The organism is Bacillus sp. BD48 (assembly GCF_046566805.1).
Lineage (GTDB): Bacteria > Bacillota > Bacilli > Bacillales > Bacillaceae > Bacillus > Bacillus safensis.
The window spans coordinates 468,630-487,258 of the sequence record NZ_JANGFM010000002.1; the positions used below are offsets into that span (position 1 = coordinate 468,630).

An 18,629-nucleotide genomic window follows, 5' to 3' on the forward strand; every position below is an offset into this window, starting at 1 on the left:
AGATGGCTTCTTCCTTTTCTTAACTAATAATACCTGTTTGTGTAATATTCACTTTGATTTTTGGAATGATTTTTACCTTCGGATAATCGGTGACCCAGTTCATTTTCATATATTCATCATAGTGTTTTACCCGATATTTTCTGCCAAGGCTGAGGACGTCAGAATTTGCTTCTTGCAATGTAGCGATAATCTTTTCTGCTTCTTTAGTCAAGATGGTTGAAAGCCTTTTGTTTAGCATTTCAATTTTTTTGTCTGTATCTAGATTATCTTTTGGGTACTCAAGGACAGAAGTTGTAAATTCATATTTGAGTGAGTATGTTAAGTTTCGATGATCAGGATTCAGAATTTCGATGTCTCTCTTCACATCAGTGACTTGGATGGTGATGTAATTGTTTTCTTTTGATTTCATGTCACTTCTCACTTTTTTTGTGAAATTTGCATAATTGCCCATTTTTCCATCCATGACGGTGAGTAAAATAGCGTCTTGACCGTATAGCTCACCCTTCTTTTTCTCATTATCAAAAAGGGCGACCCCCTTCACACTAGTTATTTTTTTCGATTGATCATAGTGGAGTAACGGCAATGTAAAATCCTCTCCGGTTTGCAGCATTTTGGATCGGACACTTTGAATGTTTTTAGGTGCTACTTGGGATGAGCGTGATGCGGTTGTGATCAAGTTATTTAAATAGTCACTCACAATGAGCTTTTCCTTCAGCAGCGAGTTAATCACTTCTTCACAGGTCCCCCCTTGAACAACGGCGAGATTTGCGAGGAGGGGGCTTTTCGGATCACGATAAAACATATCTAAGTAGGGCAGAAGGCGATTTTGAGCAAATTCATCACCGATCAGCATGACACGCATTTTCGAGATGTCTATTTTTTGATCCACAATCCGGCTGAAGTTGGTTCGTGCTTTTCTTAAAGTAGGTGCTTCCGTTGTGAGAAGGGTGGTTAAATAGCTGCCTGTATTCCCTTGCTCCATACTTTGAGACTGCTGCACCTTTCGATAAGTAATCGAGTACTTCGCATTGTCATCCTCTCCTTGATCAACAGCGGAGGTTAAAACAAGAGAGATATTCTTTAATAAATTTTGGTCCCAGCAGCCAGGCATGAAAATGAGAGATACACACATGAGCAGCGTCAGTATGTACTTATGACGCATGTGATTTCACCTTCCCTTTGCGATGTTTGATAAAGATGATAATGGCCATAAAGATTGGGAGTGTGTAAATAAATGAATATTGCGCAATAGTTGTAAAGTCATTAAAGCGCTGAATTCTAAAATTATCGGTTGCAAGATAGCAGCTTGCAACATAGATCAAAATGGCAAAATAAAAGACATATTTTTTGTGTTCTTTTTTCTTGAGAATACTTGCCACGCCATTTGCACAGAAGTAGAGATAATTACTGAGTGTTGCTAAAATGACAAATACCCAGAAACTAAGGAAAATTAAATCCGTGCGCTCAATCACTCCGAACGAAATGGTTTTTAGTAGATAAAGAACAGGGTTCGGAATGATCTTAAGCTCAATCGGGCTGAAGAACATAAAACAAATTAATGTAATAAATAGGTAGTAAAGAGTCGTGCAAATATTTGAAATGGTCATTACTTTATATCGTTCCTTAATGGACCCTTTCATAAATGGAGAGATAATGAGGATCATCTCGAACCCATTCATTGAAAGTACAACATCCTTTAATCCGAGCTGAAATTGAGAAATATCAGTTTGAAAAAGAGGCAGGAGGTAGTCGATATTGGTTCCTTTTAATGAATAGAGCATTAAAAGAGACAGCATGAGCAAAAAGGGCGTCAGAATGAAGTTAAATCTAACGATGGCCGTAATTTGCTCCTTTGCAATGTAAATGATGGTGATCATCAGTAATAGATTAATGACCCAATTTGGTGTGAGCGGCAGCACCCAAATGCCAAGAATTCTTGTGAAAATGGATAAAACCACAATACAGACGGAGGCGAAGTACACTGTATAGAGCGCCACCAATGTCCGGCCGATCCATTTTCCGAACACTTCAATTAAGGCTTGGAAAAACGATGTATCAGGATACTTCTGGATGATGTAAATAAAAATGGTGTTAATGATTTGAATGAAAAAACAGGCTAAGATAATCGCCATCCACCCATCGTGTCCCATGTCTTTCATTAGCAAATGGGGGAGAGCTAAAATACCGACACCAATTTGAGATTGAATGATAAAGAAAACAGCTTGAGGTGGAGATATTTTATTTTCCATCTTCATTTTTCCATCCTCTCAAATTTTCAATTTGCTCTTTCTTTTTTGGATTTAAGTAAACAGGGCGCTTTTTGTACATCCACATCGGTAATCGAATCACAGTGTCTTTTAAGTCCTGCCAGTTAAATGGAGCCACTGGAGATAAGTACGGGACACCTAGTGATTCGAGGCGGCATAAGTTCATCAGTACGAGCGACAGACCGATTGAAATGCCAATAAACCCAAACATCGATGCCATAAACATGAGGGGGAAACGCAGCATACGAATGGTTGACGTCATTTCAAATGATGGAAGAACAAAGGATGCAACAGCTGTCACGGCAACGACAATGACAAGGACATTCGAAATGAGTCCGGCTTTTACAACAGCGTCCCCAATAACCAAACCCCCTACAATCCCAATCGTCTGACCAATTGGCTTTGGCAGGCGCACCCCTGCCTCTCGTATGAGCTCAATCGTAATTTCCATCAGCATTGCTTCAATTAAAGGCGGAAAAGGAATGCCGATAATGGAATTTTTCATCGTAATCGCTAATTCATCCGGGACAACCTCATAATGAAAACCAATGACCGCGATATAAAAAGAAGGCAATATCACTGCGATGATACAGGCAACATAACGAAGAATGCGAATAAACGTAGCCGGAATCCAGCGGCTATTATAATCATCTGGTGATTGAAAGAAGCTAAAGAACGTAATAGGCAGAATGATAGCCATTGGACTACCATCCATCAGCACAACAATTCTCCCCTCAAGAATGGCGGATCTCACTTTGTCAGGTCGTTCTGTGTCAATGAGCTGTGGGAAGATGGAATATGAATCATCCTCAATCGCTTCTACAATAGAACCGGGGCTGAGCAGCGTGTCTACTTTAATAGAAGAAATTCGTTTGTTAACCTCATCTATCTTTTCTTGATTGGCAATATCAGAAATATAAACTGTCGCAACCTTTGTTTCAGATTTTGTGCCAACCTTATGATACTGGATCGCGAGTTTTCGATCATTTAAGTGTGAACGAAGCAAATAAATATTAGTATCCAGGCTCTCAACAAACCCATCATGTGCGCCAGCAATAATACTTTCAGAAGAAGGTTCAGAAATGGAACGCAGCGGCGGCTGCCCAACGGCAAATATTTTGATCTGTGAGGATTTTTCATCAAGGAAGGCTATACTTCCGGCAATAATGCTATCGACAATCAGCGTTAAGTCTCCTGTTTCGAGTGTACTAAGTGACTTTGTATAGTTCTGCTCTCCTGGAGGGCCGAGCAAGTTGCCGATAATGAAATCGTTTAATTTACTTTCATCCACTCTTGTTTTAATAAAGAACAGCACTGATTTCGTTTCATTCACCATTAATTCCCGGTATTCAAAATCGTCGCTTTGCTGAAATGCTTTCTTCAGAATTCGAATCTTTTCCTCGAAACCGCCGGATAAAAAGTGTAAGCGTGTTTGCTCATTGGTGTTTGGCATCTTTAGCCTCCTCTCACAGATTTTTTAACCATAGTGTAAGCGGAGAAGCGAATTTTATTCGTTTCCGTTGGGGAAAGCATGACATGAGCTGACAACTTTCAACTAAATTCACATTAAAAATGTTAAGAAATGATGAATCTTGATAAAAACAAATGAATAATGTTTCATTGTTTAGGTCATAAGGTGCGAATATCGTAAAGAGAAGGTACACCGAAATGATCAATCTTTTACATCTTATCCCATTTTTTTGTGACCTAAAAATAAGCAGATGACTTGATTTTTTTAGAGGTGACCTTTGTCATAGGTCAACACGCAGCAAACTGACCAATGAGAATGACTTTCTAACCTGTTCGTTCAAAAATATAAAACATTCCAAAACACGCACTATTCATTTAAAGCGCTGATATGACTGATGTTGTAGAGAAGAAAAGGCTTTAAAACATTGATTCAAAATACATCTTTATAATTGTCAAAAAATTTAGGGAGAAAAGGACAAAAGATTTTCCGATCATTGATGGTAACGCTTTCTCTTGAATTCAGAAGAAATTCAGACTGATTTTTGTCCGCCTTTTGGCCTTTTCATTTGAAGGACGAGTAGGCAATTAAGCCTTCTGATTAGAGGAATTTGGCATACGAGGAAGTGAAAGATTATGTTACATAATACCGATTGTGATTTTATGCTGAACAGATATACTGTTGATTGAATTTACATATCACACTCATAAAAAAAGGAGATGTAGATAAGCGATGTGGTTAATCGTTATAGCCTGTGTCATCATGTTAGGGATTGGCTTTATTGAAAAGAAGCGTCATCAGAAAAATATCGATGCCCTGCCGGTGCGCGTCAATATTAATGGTATTCGCGGAAAGTCCACCGTCACAAGATTGACAACCGGTATCTTAATGGAGGCAGGTTATAAAACTGTCGGCAAAACAACGGGAACGGATGCAAGAATGATTTATTGGGATACGCCAGAGGAGAAACCGATTAAAAGGAAACCGCAAGGACCGAATATCGGAGAGCAGAAAGAAGTAATGAGAGAAACAGTTGATAGAGGAGCAAATGCCATCGTCAGTGAATGTATGGCGGTAAATCCAGATTACCAAATTATCTTTCAGGAAGAGCTGCTTCAAGCAAATATTGGCGTGATCGTAAACGTTCTTGAAGACCATATGGACGTCATGGGGCCGACACTTGATGAAATAGCAGAAGCCTTTACAGCGACAATTCCTTACAATGGACACTTGGTTATTACGGATAGTGAATATACGGATTTCTTTAAAGAGATTGCGAAAAAACGCAACACAGAAGTCATTGTTGCAGATAATTCCAAGATTTCCGATGAGTTTTTGCGGAAATTTGAGTACATGGTTTTCCCAGATAATGCTTCACTGGCACTTGGTGTTGCCCAAGCATTAGGGATTGATGAAGATACGGCATTCAGAGGAATGTTAAATGCGCCGCCTGACCCAGGAGCGATGAGAATTCTTCCATTAATGGACGCGAAAACGCCTGGACACTTTGTAAATGGATTTGCGGCAAATGACGCATCTTCTACATTGAACATTTGGAAGCGTGTGAAAGAAATTGGATATCCAACAGATGAACCGATTATTATCATGAACTGCCGTGCGGATCGTGTAGATAGAACGATCCAGTTTGCGGAGGATGTACTTCCTTATATTGAAGCAAGTGACCTTGTCTTAATTGGTGAAACAACAGATCCAATTGTAAAGGCATATGAGGAAGGGAAAATTCCGGCTGACCACTTACACAACCTTGAATATCAATCTACAGAACAAATTATGAATATGCTTGAGAAAAAGCTTCATAATCGAGTGGTTTATGGAGTCGGCAATATCCATGGTGCCGCTGAACCGTTAATCGAAAAAATTCAAGAATACAAAATTAAGCAGCTTGTCAGCTAGGAGGAAATATAGAAAATGTTCGGATCAGATCTTTATATCTCGTTAATTTTAGGTGTTCTACTTAGTTTAATCTTTGCAGAAAAAACAGGAATCGTACCAGCTGGACTAGTTGTACCAGGTTATCTGGCGCTTGTATTTAACCAGCCAGTCTTCATTTTAGTCGTCTTATCTGTCAGCTTGCTTACGTATGTGATCGTTCGCTTTGGTCTATCAAAATTTATGATTTTATACGGACGCAGAAAGTTTGCTGCGATGCTGATTACAGGGATTGCTTTAAAACTGATATTTGATTTCTTCTATCCAGTGGTCCCATTTGAAATAGCAGAATTCCGCGGAATTGGAATCATCGTCCCTGGATTGATTGCGAATACGATTCAAAAGCAAGGTCTTACGATTACCCTTGGAAGCACGTTACTTCTAAGTGGTGCAACATTTGCCATCATGTATGTTTACTATCTATTTTAAGATAAGGTGTGTCCAATGATGAATAAAAAATTGAGCTTTCAGGAAAAGCTGCTGAAAATCACAAAGAACCAAAAGAAAAAGACGAATAAACATGTACTGATTGCTTTACCGATCGTTATTGCTTGTACATTTCTATTTACGTTTATCGGGCAAGCAAAAGTGCCAACTGTACAAAAGAATCCAGAAAACATCCTGACCGCTTCGTTTGTCGGTGACATTATGTTTGGAAGAAACGTAGAGAAAGTAACAGACCGCTATGGAAAACAGCATCTCTTTCGGTATGCCAAGCCATATTTTGATGTGTCAGATTATGTGACAGGCAACTTTGAGCATCCAGTCGCTTCAGATAAGGAGCAGGCAGCCCAAAAGAATATTCATTTAAAAACAGATGAAGATTCTGTCCAAGCGTTGAAGGATTTAAATTTCTCTGTCTTAAACTTTGCGAATAACCATGCGGCAGACTATGGTGAAAAAGGGCTGAACAACACGATCAATGCCTTTGAAGAAACTGGCATGGATTATACAGGTGCAGGTCGTAACCTCCAAGATGCGAAGCAGAACATTTCGTACAAAGAAGTAAATGGTGTCAAAATTGCTACACTTGGTTTTACAGATGTGTATGGGAAAGATTTTAAAGCAACGAATCGCCAGGCGGGTATTCTGCCAGCCGATCCATCTATCTTTATTCCGATGATTTCGCAGGCTGCTGAAAAGGCAGATCTCGTCGTTGTTCATGCTCACTGGGGACAGGAGTACAACAATGAAGTAAACGACAGACAAAGAGAATTGGCAAGAGCGATGTCTAAGGCCGGTGCTGATATCATTATCGGTGCTCACCCGCACGTTCTTGAACCGATGGAAGTCTATAATGGAACGGCGATTTTCTATAGCCTAGGAAACTTTATTTTTGACCAAGGCTGGTCAAGAACACGTGATTCTGCACTTGTTCAGTATCATCTGAATGAAGATGGAAAAGCGACATTTGAAGTTGTCCCAATGTACATCAAAGAAGCAACACCTGCTCCAGTTAAAGCAGGATCTCTAGAATCAAAAGCCATTATCCGTATGCTGACCAATGGGACGAATGCGGATTGGAAAGAAAAAGACGGACACATTTTCTTTGAAGTAGATCACGCTGATAAAGTTAAAAACTTAAAAGAAAACGGAGGGAAAGAGAAGAAATGAAATTTCTAAAAGCAAGCTGGCCGTTTGTTGCGTTAATTTTAGTCTTTGTCTTTATGTCTGCTTTTAAATTTAGTGACAGTTTGACAGATCACGAAAAACAAAAGATTTCGGTTGAAATGCAGAAAATTGAACAGCAAAAGCAGTCAAAAGCAGAAGCAGGTAAATAACCTAAAAAGGATAAAGAGCACGCACATCGCGTGCTCTTTTTTGTCGAAATAAGGTGTAAAATGAAAGGTGTCATGCCGAAACTATAGAAGAAAGGAGGGAAAGGATCATGAAATGGAAAGGAATGTTGATTGGAGGGTGTGCGCTCGTAGGGCTGATGTTCATGTCCCAATCAGCAGTATCTGCTCAAACACCATCTCTTTTGGAGCAAGCGGAAAAGCTGATTGGAACGCCTTATCATAAAGGAGGAACCGATCCAAAAACGGGCTTTGATGCATCTGGATTTATTCAATATGTGTACAAGACATCAGAAACATTTGATTTGCCGCGGAAGGTCATCGACCAATATCAGATTGGAAAAAAGGTATCATGGGAAAAAGCCCAGCCTGGTGACCTTGTGTATTTCCGAAGCCTTGAAGAAACAAAGGATATCCCGACACATGTGGCATTGTACGCTGGTAACAATCAGGTCATTCATATCACGCTTAGTCAAGGTGTGGTGAAAACAGATGTCAGCAAAAGCAAATATTGGACTGATCGATTTTATGCGGTCAAACGCCTGCCCGGCACACAAGAAATTTCTGATGACCCTCTTGTGAAAGATGCGATGACCTATTTAGGTATTCCTTACGTATTTGGAGGAGCAGATCCAAAGACTGGATTCGATTGCTCAGGATTTTTACAGTATTTATTTGAAAAATCACTTGGGATATATTTACCTCGAAGTGCTGAACAGCAGTGGATCGTTGGAGAAAAAGTGGCATTAGGCGATATTCGCCCTGGGGATTTTGTCTTTTTTAGCAACACATATAAGCCCGGAATTTCTCATGTAGGTATGTATATTGGAGGCGACCGCTTTATTCATGCGAGCCGTTCTGAAAGTGTGACAATTTCTTATTTGTCTGAATCGTATTGGCGCGAGAAATGGACAGGTGCGAAACGATTAACAGATCTGGAGCTTGCGAAAGAGGACCCTATCGTATCAAAAGCCGCTACGTATATTGGCGAAGTCCCTTATGTCAAAGGCGGTACGACCCCAAAGCAAGGATTTGATACAGCAGGGTTCACACAGTACGTGTATCAAGAAGTGCTTGGCATTGAGCTGCCTCGCTATGCATCAGGTCAAGTCAAAGCAGGTACACCTGTGAAACGTTCTGAGCTTAAGCCAGGAGACCTTGTCTTCTTCAGCGGGACATCATTGATGCCGGCGATATATGCAGGATCAAATCAAGTCATTCATGTCACTGTCTCAAACGGTGTTGTCTTGACCAATATGAAAACAAGTACGTACTGGAAGGACAAATACGAAACGGCTGTTAGAATCAAAAAATAAAGAAAAGCCCGATCAGTACTTGTATCGGACTTCTGGACTTCTCTCTAGGCGCTGATCAGACAAGCGTCTTTTTTTCATGAAATTGATTTTGTAAAAGAAGATCAATAAAATAAGCGACACCGTCTTCATGATTCCCTTTGGTGATGTAGGTGCTCTTTTCTTTAATGACATCTACCGCATTTCCCATTGCAATGCGGTGGCCTGCTTCTTCAAACATAGAAAGATCGTTTGGGCTGTCACCAATCGCATAAATATGTGAGCGGTCTACACCATAATGGGCTGCGAGCTTTTTCAGGGCATGTCCTTTTCCAGACTCTTTTGGAAGCACCTCAATAATATGTTTTCCAGACGAGGTCAATGAGAGCTCAGGCATATCTGCCAGAAGATTTCGAGCTTCGTTCAGTTTGTTCATATCAAACGAGAAGCAGAGTAATTTATAGGTTGGTTCATTCGATTCAAAAATCTGACGGATATCGTCCACTGGTTTGATGCCAAATTGTTTAAATTGCGTCATGGCACCTTCCCATAGATTAGCGAGATCCTCATTTGGGTTTGCGCTTTCAATCAGATCAAATTCTGCTTTCAGCTTCTCTTTTCCATCAAAAGGAGAGAGGAGGGCATCATCTGTATAGACTTCAAAGTAAATGTTTCGTTCCACTAATGCCTTTGCCGCCCGCTTGCCCGCTTCTTGGTCCAGTGTGATTCGGCTGAAGAGTTCGTATCCTTCTGTATGGACAGTCCCGCCGTTTGCCGCAATAATGGGAATGTCTAAATCGCCAAGCAGCTCCTTTACATCAAAAGTTGCCCGCCCTGTACAGATGGTCACAATATAGCCAGCATCCTTCGCACGAATCAATGCCTCTCGGTTTTGAGCGGATATTTCACTTTTTGTATTTAAGAGTGTACCGTCTAAATCAATTGCAATCATTTTTTTCATCGCTGTCAAATCCTCCTTCATTCATGCAATAGCCTTTTCAAAGTATGTACGATTTCCTTGATTTTCATAAAAAAAGGATGGTTGATTCCTCTCTATCAAGGCTAAACAAAAATGAGCGAATGATCAAGGAAATAAGAAAAAGCGCCCCCTTAGGGACGCTTCTATTTATGATAATTCAAGCTGCTTCTTCAATTCAGTTTTCACTTCGTTCAGCTGGTTTTGATCCAATTGGAAATAATAAACCCCGTTTGGCTGGTAATCAGTTCCTTTAAGCTGAATGGTATCAACCGATTTCAATGAAGTCAGAAGAGGGAACAGACCGATTAGCTCCTTCATAGAAAGCGTGGTTGACACATTATCGCCGAGTGTATCAATAATATTGTCGTATGACGGAATAGATGTTAATGATTTTGATTTATCAAAAATGGCTTTTAACACTTCCATTTGACGCTGTCCACGCATTAAGTCACTATCTGCTTTTCTTGTTCTCACATATGCGAGCGCTTGATCACCATCTAGTGTATGAGTTCCAGTTTGAAGCACAACCTTGCCTTTTGTATCTTTTTTAATTTGTTTCACAAGGTAATCATCCTTGATGTTAATAGGAACACCGTTTAATTCGTTGACGATTTCTTTAAATGCTACGAAATTACTTTGGATGACAAAATCGACCGGAACATCTAGTAAATCTTCAACTGTACTTACTGTTAAATCTGCACCGCCAAATGCGTGTGCGTGAGTAATTTTATCAAAACCGTGGCCTGGAATATTAACGTATGAGTCCCTAGGAATGCTTAATAATTTAACGGTTTTATTTGTGCGGTTAATGGTTGCTAACACCATTGCGTCGCTTCGTGCTTGTTTCACTGTTTCGCCCGGTCTGCTGTCAATTCCAAGCAGCAAGACAGAAAAGCTGTCTTTTCCTGGATCGAATGCTTCAATCCGTTTTACAGATTGTGCACCGCGATCTAGAGATACTTGTGCCTTTTTGGCAGCATTTGTTACTTTGTAGTAGGCATAGCCAGTAACAGAAGCGGTCGTCAGTAAAAGAATACCAAATATAAATAGAGTGACTTTTACCCATGGTTTTAAACGCTTTTTCCCTTTGCGTTTACTTCGTGATTGATCCATATATTTTAAACCCTCGCTATGATTTTTATAGTAAAGATGTCCTTCTTTATGCTTACAAACTAAAACAAATATACCTTAAAACGGGATATAGTGCGACATTTTTTTCACTAACGCTTAATTGACGTTTCCTTCTCGTAAAAAGTTTCAAAGATATACAAATGAAATATATTTGTCATAAAACATCGAAATGTTTGAAATGACAGGAAGTGAGGAAAATGACTTTTCATAGAGTACAGAGACAAAAGTGGGGTTATGTATATGAAAAATCGGAATGGATGGCTTTATTTCTTCGGCGCCCTTGGCGGTGCTTTATATGGCTATGATACAGGTGTCATCTCTGGCGCCATCTTATTTATGAAAGAAGATTTAGGTTTAAACGCGTTTACAGAGGGACTTGTCGTCAGCTCGATTTTAATCGGGGCGATGCTTGGTTCTTCTCTTTCTGGAAAGCTGACAGACCAATTTGGGCGGAAAAAAGCCATCATTGCCGCAGCTATTTTGTTTATTATTGGCGGATTTGGTACAGCTTTTGCCCCGAATACGGAAGTGATGGTCTTGTTCCGAATTGTATTAGGGCTCGCTGTCGGGTGCTCGACAACGATTGTTCCATTATATTTATCTGAACTTGCGCCAAAAGAATCACGAGGGGCACTGTCCTCTTTAAACCAGCTCATGATCACATTTGGTATCCTTCTTGCCTATATTGTGAACTACGCTTTAGCGGATGCAGAGGCATGGCGCTTGATGCTTGGAATTGCGGTTGTTCCTTCTGTTCTTTTATTATGTGGGATTTTGTTTATGCCGGAAAGTCCCCGCTGGCTGTTTGTCCACGGACAGGCTGACCGTGCAAAGGAGATATTATCTAAACTCAGAAAAAGTAAGCAAGAAGTTGAAGAAGAAATTTCAGATATTCAAAAGGCGGAAAGTGAAGAAAAAGGCGGTTTTAAGGAATTATTTGAGCCATGGGTACGCCCAGCGTTGATTGCTGGTGTCGGCCTAGCCTTTTTGCAGCAGTTTATCGGTACAAATACGATCATTTATTATGCACCCAAAACATTCACAAGCGTTGGCTTTGGGAATTCAGCGGCGATTTTAGGAACCGTCGGAATTGGTGCAGTGAATGTCATCATGACGTTTATCGCCATCAAAATCATTGACCGTGTAGGACGTAAAGCGCTGCTCCTATTTGGGAATGCGGGAATGGTTCTTAGTTTAATTGTTCTGTCAGTGGTCAACCGATTTTTCGAGGGATCAACTGCTGCAGGATGGACAACCGTTATTTGTTTAGGTCTCTTTATCGTTATCTTTGCTGTCAGCTGGGGTCCAGTCGTTTGGGTGATGCTCCCAGAGCTGTTCCCAGTACATGTCCGGGGAATCGGTACAGGTGTCTCGACCTTCCTCCTTCATACAGGGAATTTAATCATCTCGCTGACATTCCCAGCTTTATTAAGCGCGATTGGTATCAGTAATCTCTTCCTCATCTATGCGGTCATCGGCGTAGGCGCCTTCTTGTTTGTGAGATACTTAGTGACCGAAACGAAGGGGAAAAGTCTTGAAGAAATTGAAGAAGATTTAAAAAAGAGAAATCGTGCCGTCACAGGTGACGAAGGAAAAACGGTGTGACCAATGGCCAGCTGCTGCATGCAGCTGGTTTTCCTATGTTAAACAAACGTTTAATCAAGAAAGGACATTCCCTCATCTTCTGAACGTGCTGCCTATCACATACATATGGAACAGACGGGTGAAAGGTGGAAATGAGATGAAAGGGAAAACAAGCATTGTCATGCTGACGTACAACGAACTGCATTTAACAAAAACTTGTATCGAGAGCATTAAACAGCATACGAGCAGCGGCCAATATGAACTCATCATTGTCGATAATGCGTCAACTGACGGCACGAAGGAATATGTAAGAGAGCTGGAAGATGTGATATTCATTGACAATGAAGAAAATCAAGGTTTTGCAAAGGGATGTAATCAAGGGGCAAAAGAAGCTTCAGGAGACAGCATTCTCTTTTTAAATAATGACACGATCGTGACGGAAAACTGGCTACCTCCATTAAAAGAGGCGTTATTCGCATCAGAACGGGTTGGGATGGTGGGGCCAGTCTCCAATTATGTGAGCGGCCCTCAGATGGTCCAGCCGTCATATACAGATGTGAAGGAGCTCCCAGCCTTTGCTAAGGAATATACGGCTAAGAGAAAAGGTCAAAGAACTTATGTGCACCGGCTTGTGGGGTTTTGCCTGCTCGTGAAAAGAGAGCTGATCGAGGATGTGGGGTTATTTGATGAGCGGTTCGTATATGGATCATTTGAGGATGACGATCTTTGCTTGCGTTCATTACTGAAAGGATATCGGCTGCAAATTGTGCATGATTCCTTTGTGCATCATCATGGTCATGCAACGTTCAATGCCAATCAAGAAACGAATATCTCTACACTGTTTACTGAGAACAGACATCGATTTTTAGATAAATGGGGCATTGATCTAAATTTGCTCACCCCTCATCCGTATTTTGCGGGACTGCTGCCTGAGGTCGCTGCACGCGTGCTGGATGTTGGATGCGGCGCAGGGGCAACTGGGCTTGAACTGATAAATCGGCAGTCTGTTGACATGTACGGGGTAGAGGCGGATACATTAAAAGCAGCGGTCGCAAAGGCGTATTACGAAGAAGTCATAGAGGCAAATGCGGATGAATATCCATGGTTAGAGAAAGAAGCTTTTTTTGATGCGGTCATTTTTTCAGATGTTTTAGAGCATGTGTCAGATCCTTGGCACATCATTGAGCAAGCGCACGCATCTTTAAAGCCAGGTGGTGTCATCATTTGCTGCCTGCCTAACATGATGCATGCAGAGGTGCTTCTTCCTTTGATGACAGGTGATTTTACGTATCAAGATGTAGGAATTTTAGACCGAACCCATATGCGGTTCTTCACACCAAACACCATGCGTGCGCTTTTCCCAGACCATCTGTTTGAACGCGTGATCGAGCAGCGAATCAATGTACAGATTGATCAAAACGCACAATTGTTTTTTGACGAGGTGGCAAGAATAGGCGCGTCACTTGGCTTTCAAACAAAAGCGTTGTCTGATCAAGTGACTTTGTATCAGCTTCTCATTGTCGTACGTAAAAAAGGCGGCTCCCCTTTGGGATAACCGCCTTTTTGTATTACCATTTGAAGCTTTTCGTTGCACCTTCTGCTCCAAAGTTCAAGATGCTGACTTTGACATCGTAATCGATGACTGCTTCTTGGAATATCTTATCCCATTCGGTACCATGCTGATCCCAATAGTCAGGATATTTCATACGGAACTGCTGGTTTAAAAATATGGGATCAACGCCCACTTCTGTTTGTACATGATGAACCGCTTGTTGCATGCGTTCTTTAATTTTATGAGCAAAGATCCGCTCGAATCGTTTGATGTACTGCTCATCGTAAGAGTTTTCAGGAGGATATTGATCTTCTGACAATTTTCCATTTGTTTTTACGCTAATTTTAAAGGAAACCTTTCCATCTTTCAGATAGGGCTCAACCTTCGTTTTTGCTTTTTTTATTTCATACGTGATCGGATAACCTTTGTAGGTGGCAGGTACAACACCGCCTGAGATACGGTCCATCACCCAGTTTAAAGATTGGACATCTTTTGCTGGGATAAAATCGATCAGCTTTCGCGTTTTTCCATGTATGATACCTGCCCCATCATAAATAAGTTCACCGCCTATCGCATCTACACTTTGGACAAGGAAGCTAACGCCCATTTGAAAGTAATCAGACGCCCGGCCAATACGGATTGGCGTTAAAATCTTCCCGTTAAAGCTTCGGTTTTTGGATGTTTCGAAGATATGTTCAACCGGAACCTTTTGCTGTGATTTCAATTTTTGGTTGATGATTTTTGACGCATCACCTCGTGACACGAAGAGATAGCTGCTGCGCCGAACCTCGTCATCTCGAATAAAATGATTGAGTGTTCCTTGAATATCGTGATGCTCCGCCTGAGTTTTGCCGAACAAGAAGATTTTCAGGTGATCACTATAGATCGGCGGGTCCTTCAAGGCGACATTACTGACAGCCTCCAGCACATTTTTTCCCTTCGAGACGACATTCACATAACCGGGAGAATCGGCTTCTTGTGTTCCGCCCGTTTTCGGTACAAGGTTTTGGTAGGTCAGCTTAACTCCATTCTCTTTTTCCTCATCTATGCCAACACCGCGTACAAACGATAGTTTTTCAATATCCTTTAAGTCCCAGCAGCCTGCTGATAGAAGGAAAAGGCAGCAGGAAAAAAAGAATAACAGTACACGCCTTCCTTTCATGCAGAACGACCTCCCCATTTTTTGCGTATCATCAGCAGGATAGCTGTAATAAAAGGAATGGCTAAAATCACGAACAATGCGTAGCCGAGTAAAGTAGAGTAGTAAAAGACTTCATTGATATTTTTAGGGAAAAGTGAGAGTGCTGATGTAATCAAAAAGAGTAGCCATAGCAGTCTCGTTATATTGGTTGTTTTAAAAACGGTGAAGCAGCCTTTAATCGCAAACTGGAAAAAGCCAAGCATACAAATGAACTGCTGGCACGTCCAGATCGTCAGTAAGAAAATATCAAATCGTTCGATAAACACCCCTTCAAGTTCAAGCGCTTGAATGAGGGACACCGTCGGCCAAGTGAGAGATTTCGTTTCTCCTACTGTCATGGAGCCAATCACAATAAAAAGTGTGAGCGAATAAACGAGGGTTGTAATGCCAACTCCAATGGCAGCTGCCCATTTCGCCTTCGACCATTTGTCTTTATAAATGAGCGGCACAACAAACAAAATGACTTCAAAGCCTGTAAATTGAATAAAGGTTTGAGAGAATAGCTTACTAAAATCTTCAAAACCATGCGCCATTACAGGACGCAAATAATCAAAATTAAATATTTTTAAACTAAACAGCATGAGCGCTATGTAAATGATCATGGTGATCGGATAAATATAGGTCACCATTTTGACAACTGGAAAGATACCGCTTTTCAAATGATAGATCGCCACGAGTAAAAAAATCATCACAATCACGGTCATGGGAGTCGATTGCAGCAGGAAAAACTGAACCACTTCCCCGAGAACACGTGCCTCAAAGCCAACAATGCCTAGTAAATAGGCGATCAGCATCAAATTAAAGATCGTGCCAAAAAATGCGCCTGCTCCTTTTGTATTTGACTCGAAAATGGTGTCCGGTGCATTCTTTTCGGCAATCCAGCCTAACAAAAAAGCAACGAAAGCAAAGATGACTCCCTGGATTAATACAATGATCCAGCCATCAGGGACTCCTGAATTGGCAGAACTGCGTGGAATGGTTAAAATTCCAGCGCCTATCATTGTAGAGCTGCACAGAATGGTGACTTGTAACAATGATAGCTTTTCAGGTCTGTACATCGTTTAATCTCCTTGTCTTTTGAGATTTTTTATTTTTGCTGTTTTCGGTCTGGATTTAAATAGCCCGATTGGTAAACGAACGTACGTATCCTTTAAGTCTGAAAACGGTGAAGAAAGCACTGGTGTGAAATAGTCAAAACCAAAGGTCTTTAACTGCATCAGGTGGCAAAGCACAAATAAATAACACATGATTAAGCCGTATAACCCAAACAATGCTGAACTAAAAATGGCCATAAACCGCAAAATACGCAGTGGGAAACTAAAGTCATATGACGGTGCTGTGAAGTCAGCCAGTGCGGTCAGCGACACAATAATTACCATTAAAGCGCTGACGATATTGGCTTGGACAGCTGCCTGACCAATAATAACGCCGCCAATGAGCCCAATTGTCTGTCCGATGGCTCTTGGAAGCCGTAGTCCAGCTTCCCGCAGCAGCTCTATCGTAAAAGACATGAGAATGGCTTCCACAACAGGAGGGAAGGGGACATTCTGCCGGCTCCCTGCGATGGTGAGTGCCATTCTTGTCGGTAATAACCCGGGATGATAAGAGACAAGTGCAATGTAAAGACCGGGTAAAAAAATCGTGAGCAGCACGGCAATATAACGAAGTAAACGCAAAAGAGTCGCGCTTGTCCATCTCTGATAATAATCCTCCGGAGATTGCATCAAAGCTGTAAGTGTCATAGGTAAAATGAGGGCAAAAGGAGTCCCATCGAGCAAAATCGAGACCTTGCCTTCAAGCACAGATGCAATCACCCGGTCAGGACGTTCTGTGTTTTGTATTTGTGGAAAAATGGAGATGTGACTGTCCTCAATCAGCTGTTCAATATAGCCGGTTTCAGGAATGTCATCCATTTTAATTTCCGTCATGCGTGATAGAACATCTTCTACTAGTTTAGGATCAGCAATATCACGAACATACACAAGAGCAGCGTTTTTTTTATTGCGAGTACCTATACTCACCTTTTGAATCACAAGATGAGGGTCGTTTGCCCGCTCACGGAGTAAAGCCGTGTTTTTTTCAAGATTCTCAATAAATCCGATCCGCGGTCCTCTAACAAGGACTTCAGATTGCGGCTCTTCTACTTCTCTGAATTGAAAAAGGTTCGTATGGAGCGCAAGCGCTTGAGCCGCTCCATCTACAAATAAAATAGCCCTGCCGCTATATAACTGCTGGGTGGCAAGGTTCATATCATCCAGCACATCATTTTGAATGCCAAAGAACGTTTTTGAAAGGGAGGAAAGTGTAGTAGAACCCACCTCGGTGATGTCCAGTTCCTTTTGCATTGGTGAAATGATTTGCTTAGAAAGCATCTCAAATTCTGTGAGTCCTTCAACGTACACGAGACATGCAGAAATAGTGGAAGGACCAAATGAAAAAGAATGGAACACGATATCATCACTTCTTCCGGCAAAGCTTTTGACACGCTTAATGACGGACGCTATATCTTGTTCAATACGACTTTTCATAATACCTCACCCTCATCACATGTTTTTTATAGAGTGACTCGGAAGGTGGAGAATTATACAAATAGAAAAAAGAGAATCCCCGAATAGGAATTCTCTCGTCTGTTTATCTTGCAAGCCAGCCGCCATCAACGGCTAAAATGTGGCCGTTCATATAATCAGAAGCTGGTGAGCTAAGGAAAACAGCCGCACCAGCTAGATCCTCAGGCTTTCCCCAGCGCCCGGCGGGGATTCGTTTGAGAATCTCTTCATTTCGATTTTCATCGTCACGAATGGCTTGAGTGTTATTGGTCGCAATATAACCAGGCGCAATCGCATTCACCTGAATATGCTGATGCGCCCATTCGTTTGCAAAAGCTTTCGTCAGCCCTGCGACAGCATGCTTACTTGCTGTATAGGCAGGAACAAAGACGCCGCCTTGAAACGATAGAAGGGAGGCGATATTGACGATTTTCCCTTGCCCATTTTTCAGCATCTGCTGTCCAACCTTTTGCGTGAGGAAAAAGAGGCTGTTGATATTCACATCCATGACTGTATGCCAATCTTCCTCTGAATAGTGAGCCGCCTGCTCTCTTTTGATCGTTCCAGCATTATTGATGAGAATATCAATCGTATGCTTCTTTAATATGGCGTCGACATCCTGCTTTGCAGACTGAGGGTTAGAAAAGTCAACCTGAACCGCATGAAATGATCGGCCTGCCTGTTCGACAAGTGCCTTTGTTTCTTCAAGCGGTGTGTGATGGTACGTACCGATGATATCTGCGCCTGACCTGGCAAGTGCCACGGCAATGCCTTGCCCAATACCGGTTCCAGGACCCGTCACAAGGGCAGTTTTTCCTTCAAGAGAAAAGAGGGACGCTACATATGATGTTGTCATCACCTCG

Annotated in this window: 16 protein-coding genes; 7 read left to right on the plus strand and 9 right to left on the minus strand. The window is 41.5% G+C overall.

Features of this window, described 5'->3' with window-relative positions; all coding sequences use genetic code 11:
• Positions 1 to 19 precede the first annotated feature (19 nt).
• Genes ACLGGR_RS07395 through ACLGGR_RS07405 form a run of 3 tightly spaced genes read right to left on the minus strand, consistent with a single transcriptional unit; the run spans position 20 to position 3,720 of the window.
• Positions 20 to 1,162, minus strand: a complete 1,143-nt coding sequence (locus ACLGGR_RS07395; protein ID WP_251216040.1) for a Ger(x)C family spore germination protein — start codon at positions 1,160 to 1,162, stop codon at positions 20 to 22.
• Entirely contained in the window at positions 1,152 to 2,249 is a 1,098-nt protein-coding gene (locus ACLGGR_RS07400; RefSeq protein WP_251216039.1) for a GerAB/ArcD/ProY family transporter, read from the minus strand. Before ACLGGR_RS07400 ends, ACLGGR_RS07395 begins: the two co-directional genes overlap by 11 nt.
• On the minus strand, positions 2,239 to 3,720 hold the full coding sequence (locus ACLGGR_RS07405; RefSeq protein WP_251216038.1) for a spore germination protein: 1,482 nt from the start codon (positions 3,718 to 3,720) through the stop codon (positions 2,239 to 2,241). Before ACLGGR_RS07405 ends, ACLGGR_RS07400 begins: the two co-directional genes overlap by 11 nt.
• Positions 3,721 to 4,467: 747 nt before the next feature.
• On the opposite strand from ACLGGR_RS07405, the gene pgsB reads away from it, so the two are divergent.
• From pgsB to ACLGGR_RS07430, 5 genes are all read left to right on the plus strand, one after another.
• On the plus strand, positions 4,468 to 5,649 hold the full coding sequence (gene pgsB / locus ACLGGR_RS07410) for a poly-gamma-glutamate synthase PgsB (RefSeq protein WP_142945362.1): 1,182 nt from the start codon (positions 4,468 to 4,470) through the stop codon (positions 5,647 to 5,649).
• A 15-nt stretch (positions 5,650 to 5,664) separates the two neighbouring features.
• Positions 5,665 to 6,114, plus strand: a complete 450-nt coding sequence (gene pgsC / locus ACLGGR_RS07415) for a poly-gamma-glutamate biosynthesis protein PgsC (RefSeq protein ID WP_007497520.1) — start codon at positions 5,665 to 5,667, stop codon at positions 6,112 to 6,114.
• 18 nt (positions 6,115 to 6,132) lie between these two features.
• A complete protein-coding gene (locus ACLGGR_RS07420) occupies positions 6,133 to 7,299 on the plus strand; it encodes a CapA family protein (RefSeq protein ID WP_251216037.1) in 1,167 nt (388 codons plus the stop codon).
• Positions 7,296 to 7,466, plus strand: a complete 171-nt coding sequence (gene edmS, locus ACLGGR_RS07425; RefSeq protein ID WP_087976066.1) for an extrachromosomal elements maintenance protein EdmS — start codon at positions 7,296 to 7,298, stop codon at positions 7,464 to 7,466. Before ACLGGR_RS07420 ends, edmS begins: the two co-directional genes overlap by 4 nt.
• Before the next feature lie 107 nt (positions 7,467 to 7,573).
• A complete protein-coding gene (locus tag ACLGGR_RS07430) occupies positions 7,574 to 8,797 on the plus strand; it encodes a C40 family peptidase (RefSeq protein ID WP_410972801.1) in 1,224 nt (407 codons plus the stop codon).
• 55 nt (positions 8,798 to 8,852) lie between these two features.
• Here ACLGGR_RS07430 and ACLGGR_RS07435 read toward each other — a convergent pair whose 3' ends face one another.
• Both ACLGGR_RS07435 and ACLGGR_RS07440 read right to left on the minus strand, forming a co-directional pair.
• On the minus strand, positions 8,853 to 9,734 hold the full coding sequence (locus ACLGGR_RS07435) for a Cof-type HAD-IIB family hydrolase (RefSeq protein WP_410972802.1): 882 nt from the start codon (positions 9,732 to 9,734) through the stop codon (positions 8,853 to 8,855).
• 165 nt (positions 9,735 to 9,899) lie between these two features.
• Positions 9,900 to 10,865, minus strand: coding sequence for an LCP family protein (locus tag ACLGGR_RS07440; protein ID WP_410972803.1), 966 nt, complete (start codon positions 10,863 to 10,865; stop codon positions 9,900 to 9,902).
• Between the two features lie 258 nt (positions 10,866 to 11,123).
• On the opposite strand from ACLGGR_RS07440, the gene ACLGGR_RS07445 reads away from it, so the two are divergent.
• Positions 11,124 to 12,488, plus strand: coding sequence for a sugar porter family MFS transporter (locus ACLGGR_RS07445; protein WP_142945357.1), 1,365 nt, complete (start codon positions 11,124 to 11,126; stop codon positions 12,486 to 12,488).
• Between the two features lie 136 nt (positions 12,489 to 12,624).
• Entirely contained in the window at positions 12,625 to 14,022 is a 1,398-nt protein-coding gene (locus ACLGGR_RS07450) for a glycosyltransferase (protein ID WP_410972804.1), read from the plus strand.
• A gap of 13 nt (positions 14,023 to 14,035) precedes the next feature.
• Here ACLGGR_RS07450 and ACLGGR_RS07455 read toward each other — a convergent pair whose 3' ends face one another.
• The 4 genes from ACLGGR_RS07455 to kduD all read right to left on the minus strand — a co-directional run bounded on the left by ACLGGR_RS07455 (position 14,036) and on the right by kduD (position 18,622).
• On the minus strand, positions 14,036 to 15,181 hold the full coding sequence (locus tag ACLGGR_RS07455) for a Ger(x)C family spore germination protein (RefSeq protein ID WP_410972805.1): 1,146 nt from the start codon (positions 15,179 to 15,181) through the stop codon (positions 14,036 to 14,038).
• Positions 15,178 to 16,278, minus strand: a complete 1,101-nt coding sequence (locus ACLGGR_RS07460; RefSeq protein WP_410972806.1) for a GerAB/ArcD/ProY family transporter — start codon at positions 16,276 to 16,278, stop codon at positions 15,178 to 15,180. The genes ACLGGR_RS07455 and ACLGGR_RS07460 overlap by 4 nt, the downstream gene beginning before the upstream one ends.
• A gap of 3 nt (positions 16,279 to 16,281) precedes the next feature.
• On the minus strand, positions 16,282 to 17,748 hold the full coding sequence (locus tag ACLGGR_RS07465) for a spore germination protein (protein ID WP_251216029.1): 1,467 nt from the start codon (positions 17,746 to 17,748) through the stop codon (positions 16,282 to 16,284).
• A 103-nt stretch (positions 17,749 to 17,851) separates the two neighbouring features.
• Complete coding sequence (gene kduD, locus ACLGGR_RS07470) at positions 17,852 to 18,622, minus strand: 2-dehydro-3-deoxy-D-gluconate 5-dehydrogenase KduD (protein WP_410972807.1); 771 nt, start codon at positions 18,620 to 18,622, stop codon at positions 17,852 to 17,854.
• Between the last annotated feature and the right edge of the window lie 7 nt (positions 18,623 to 18,629).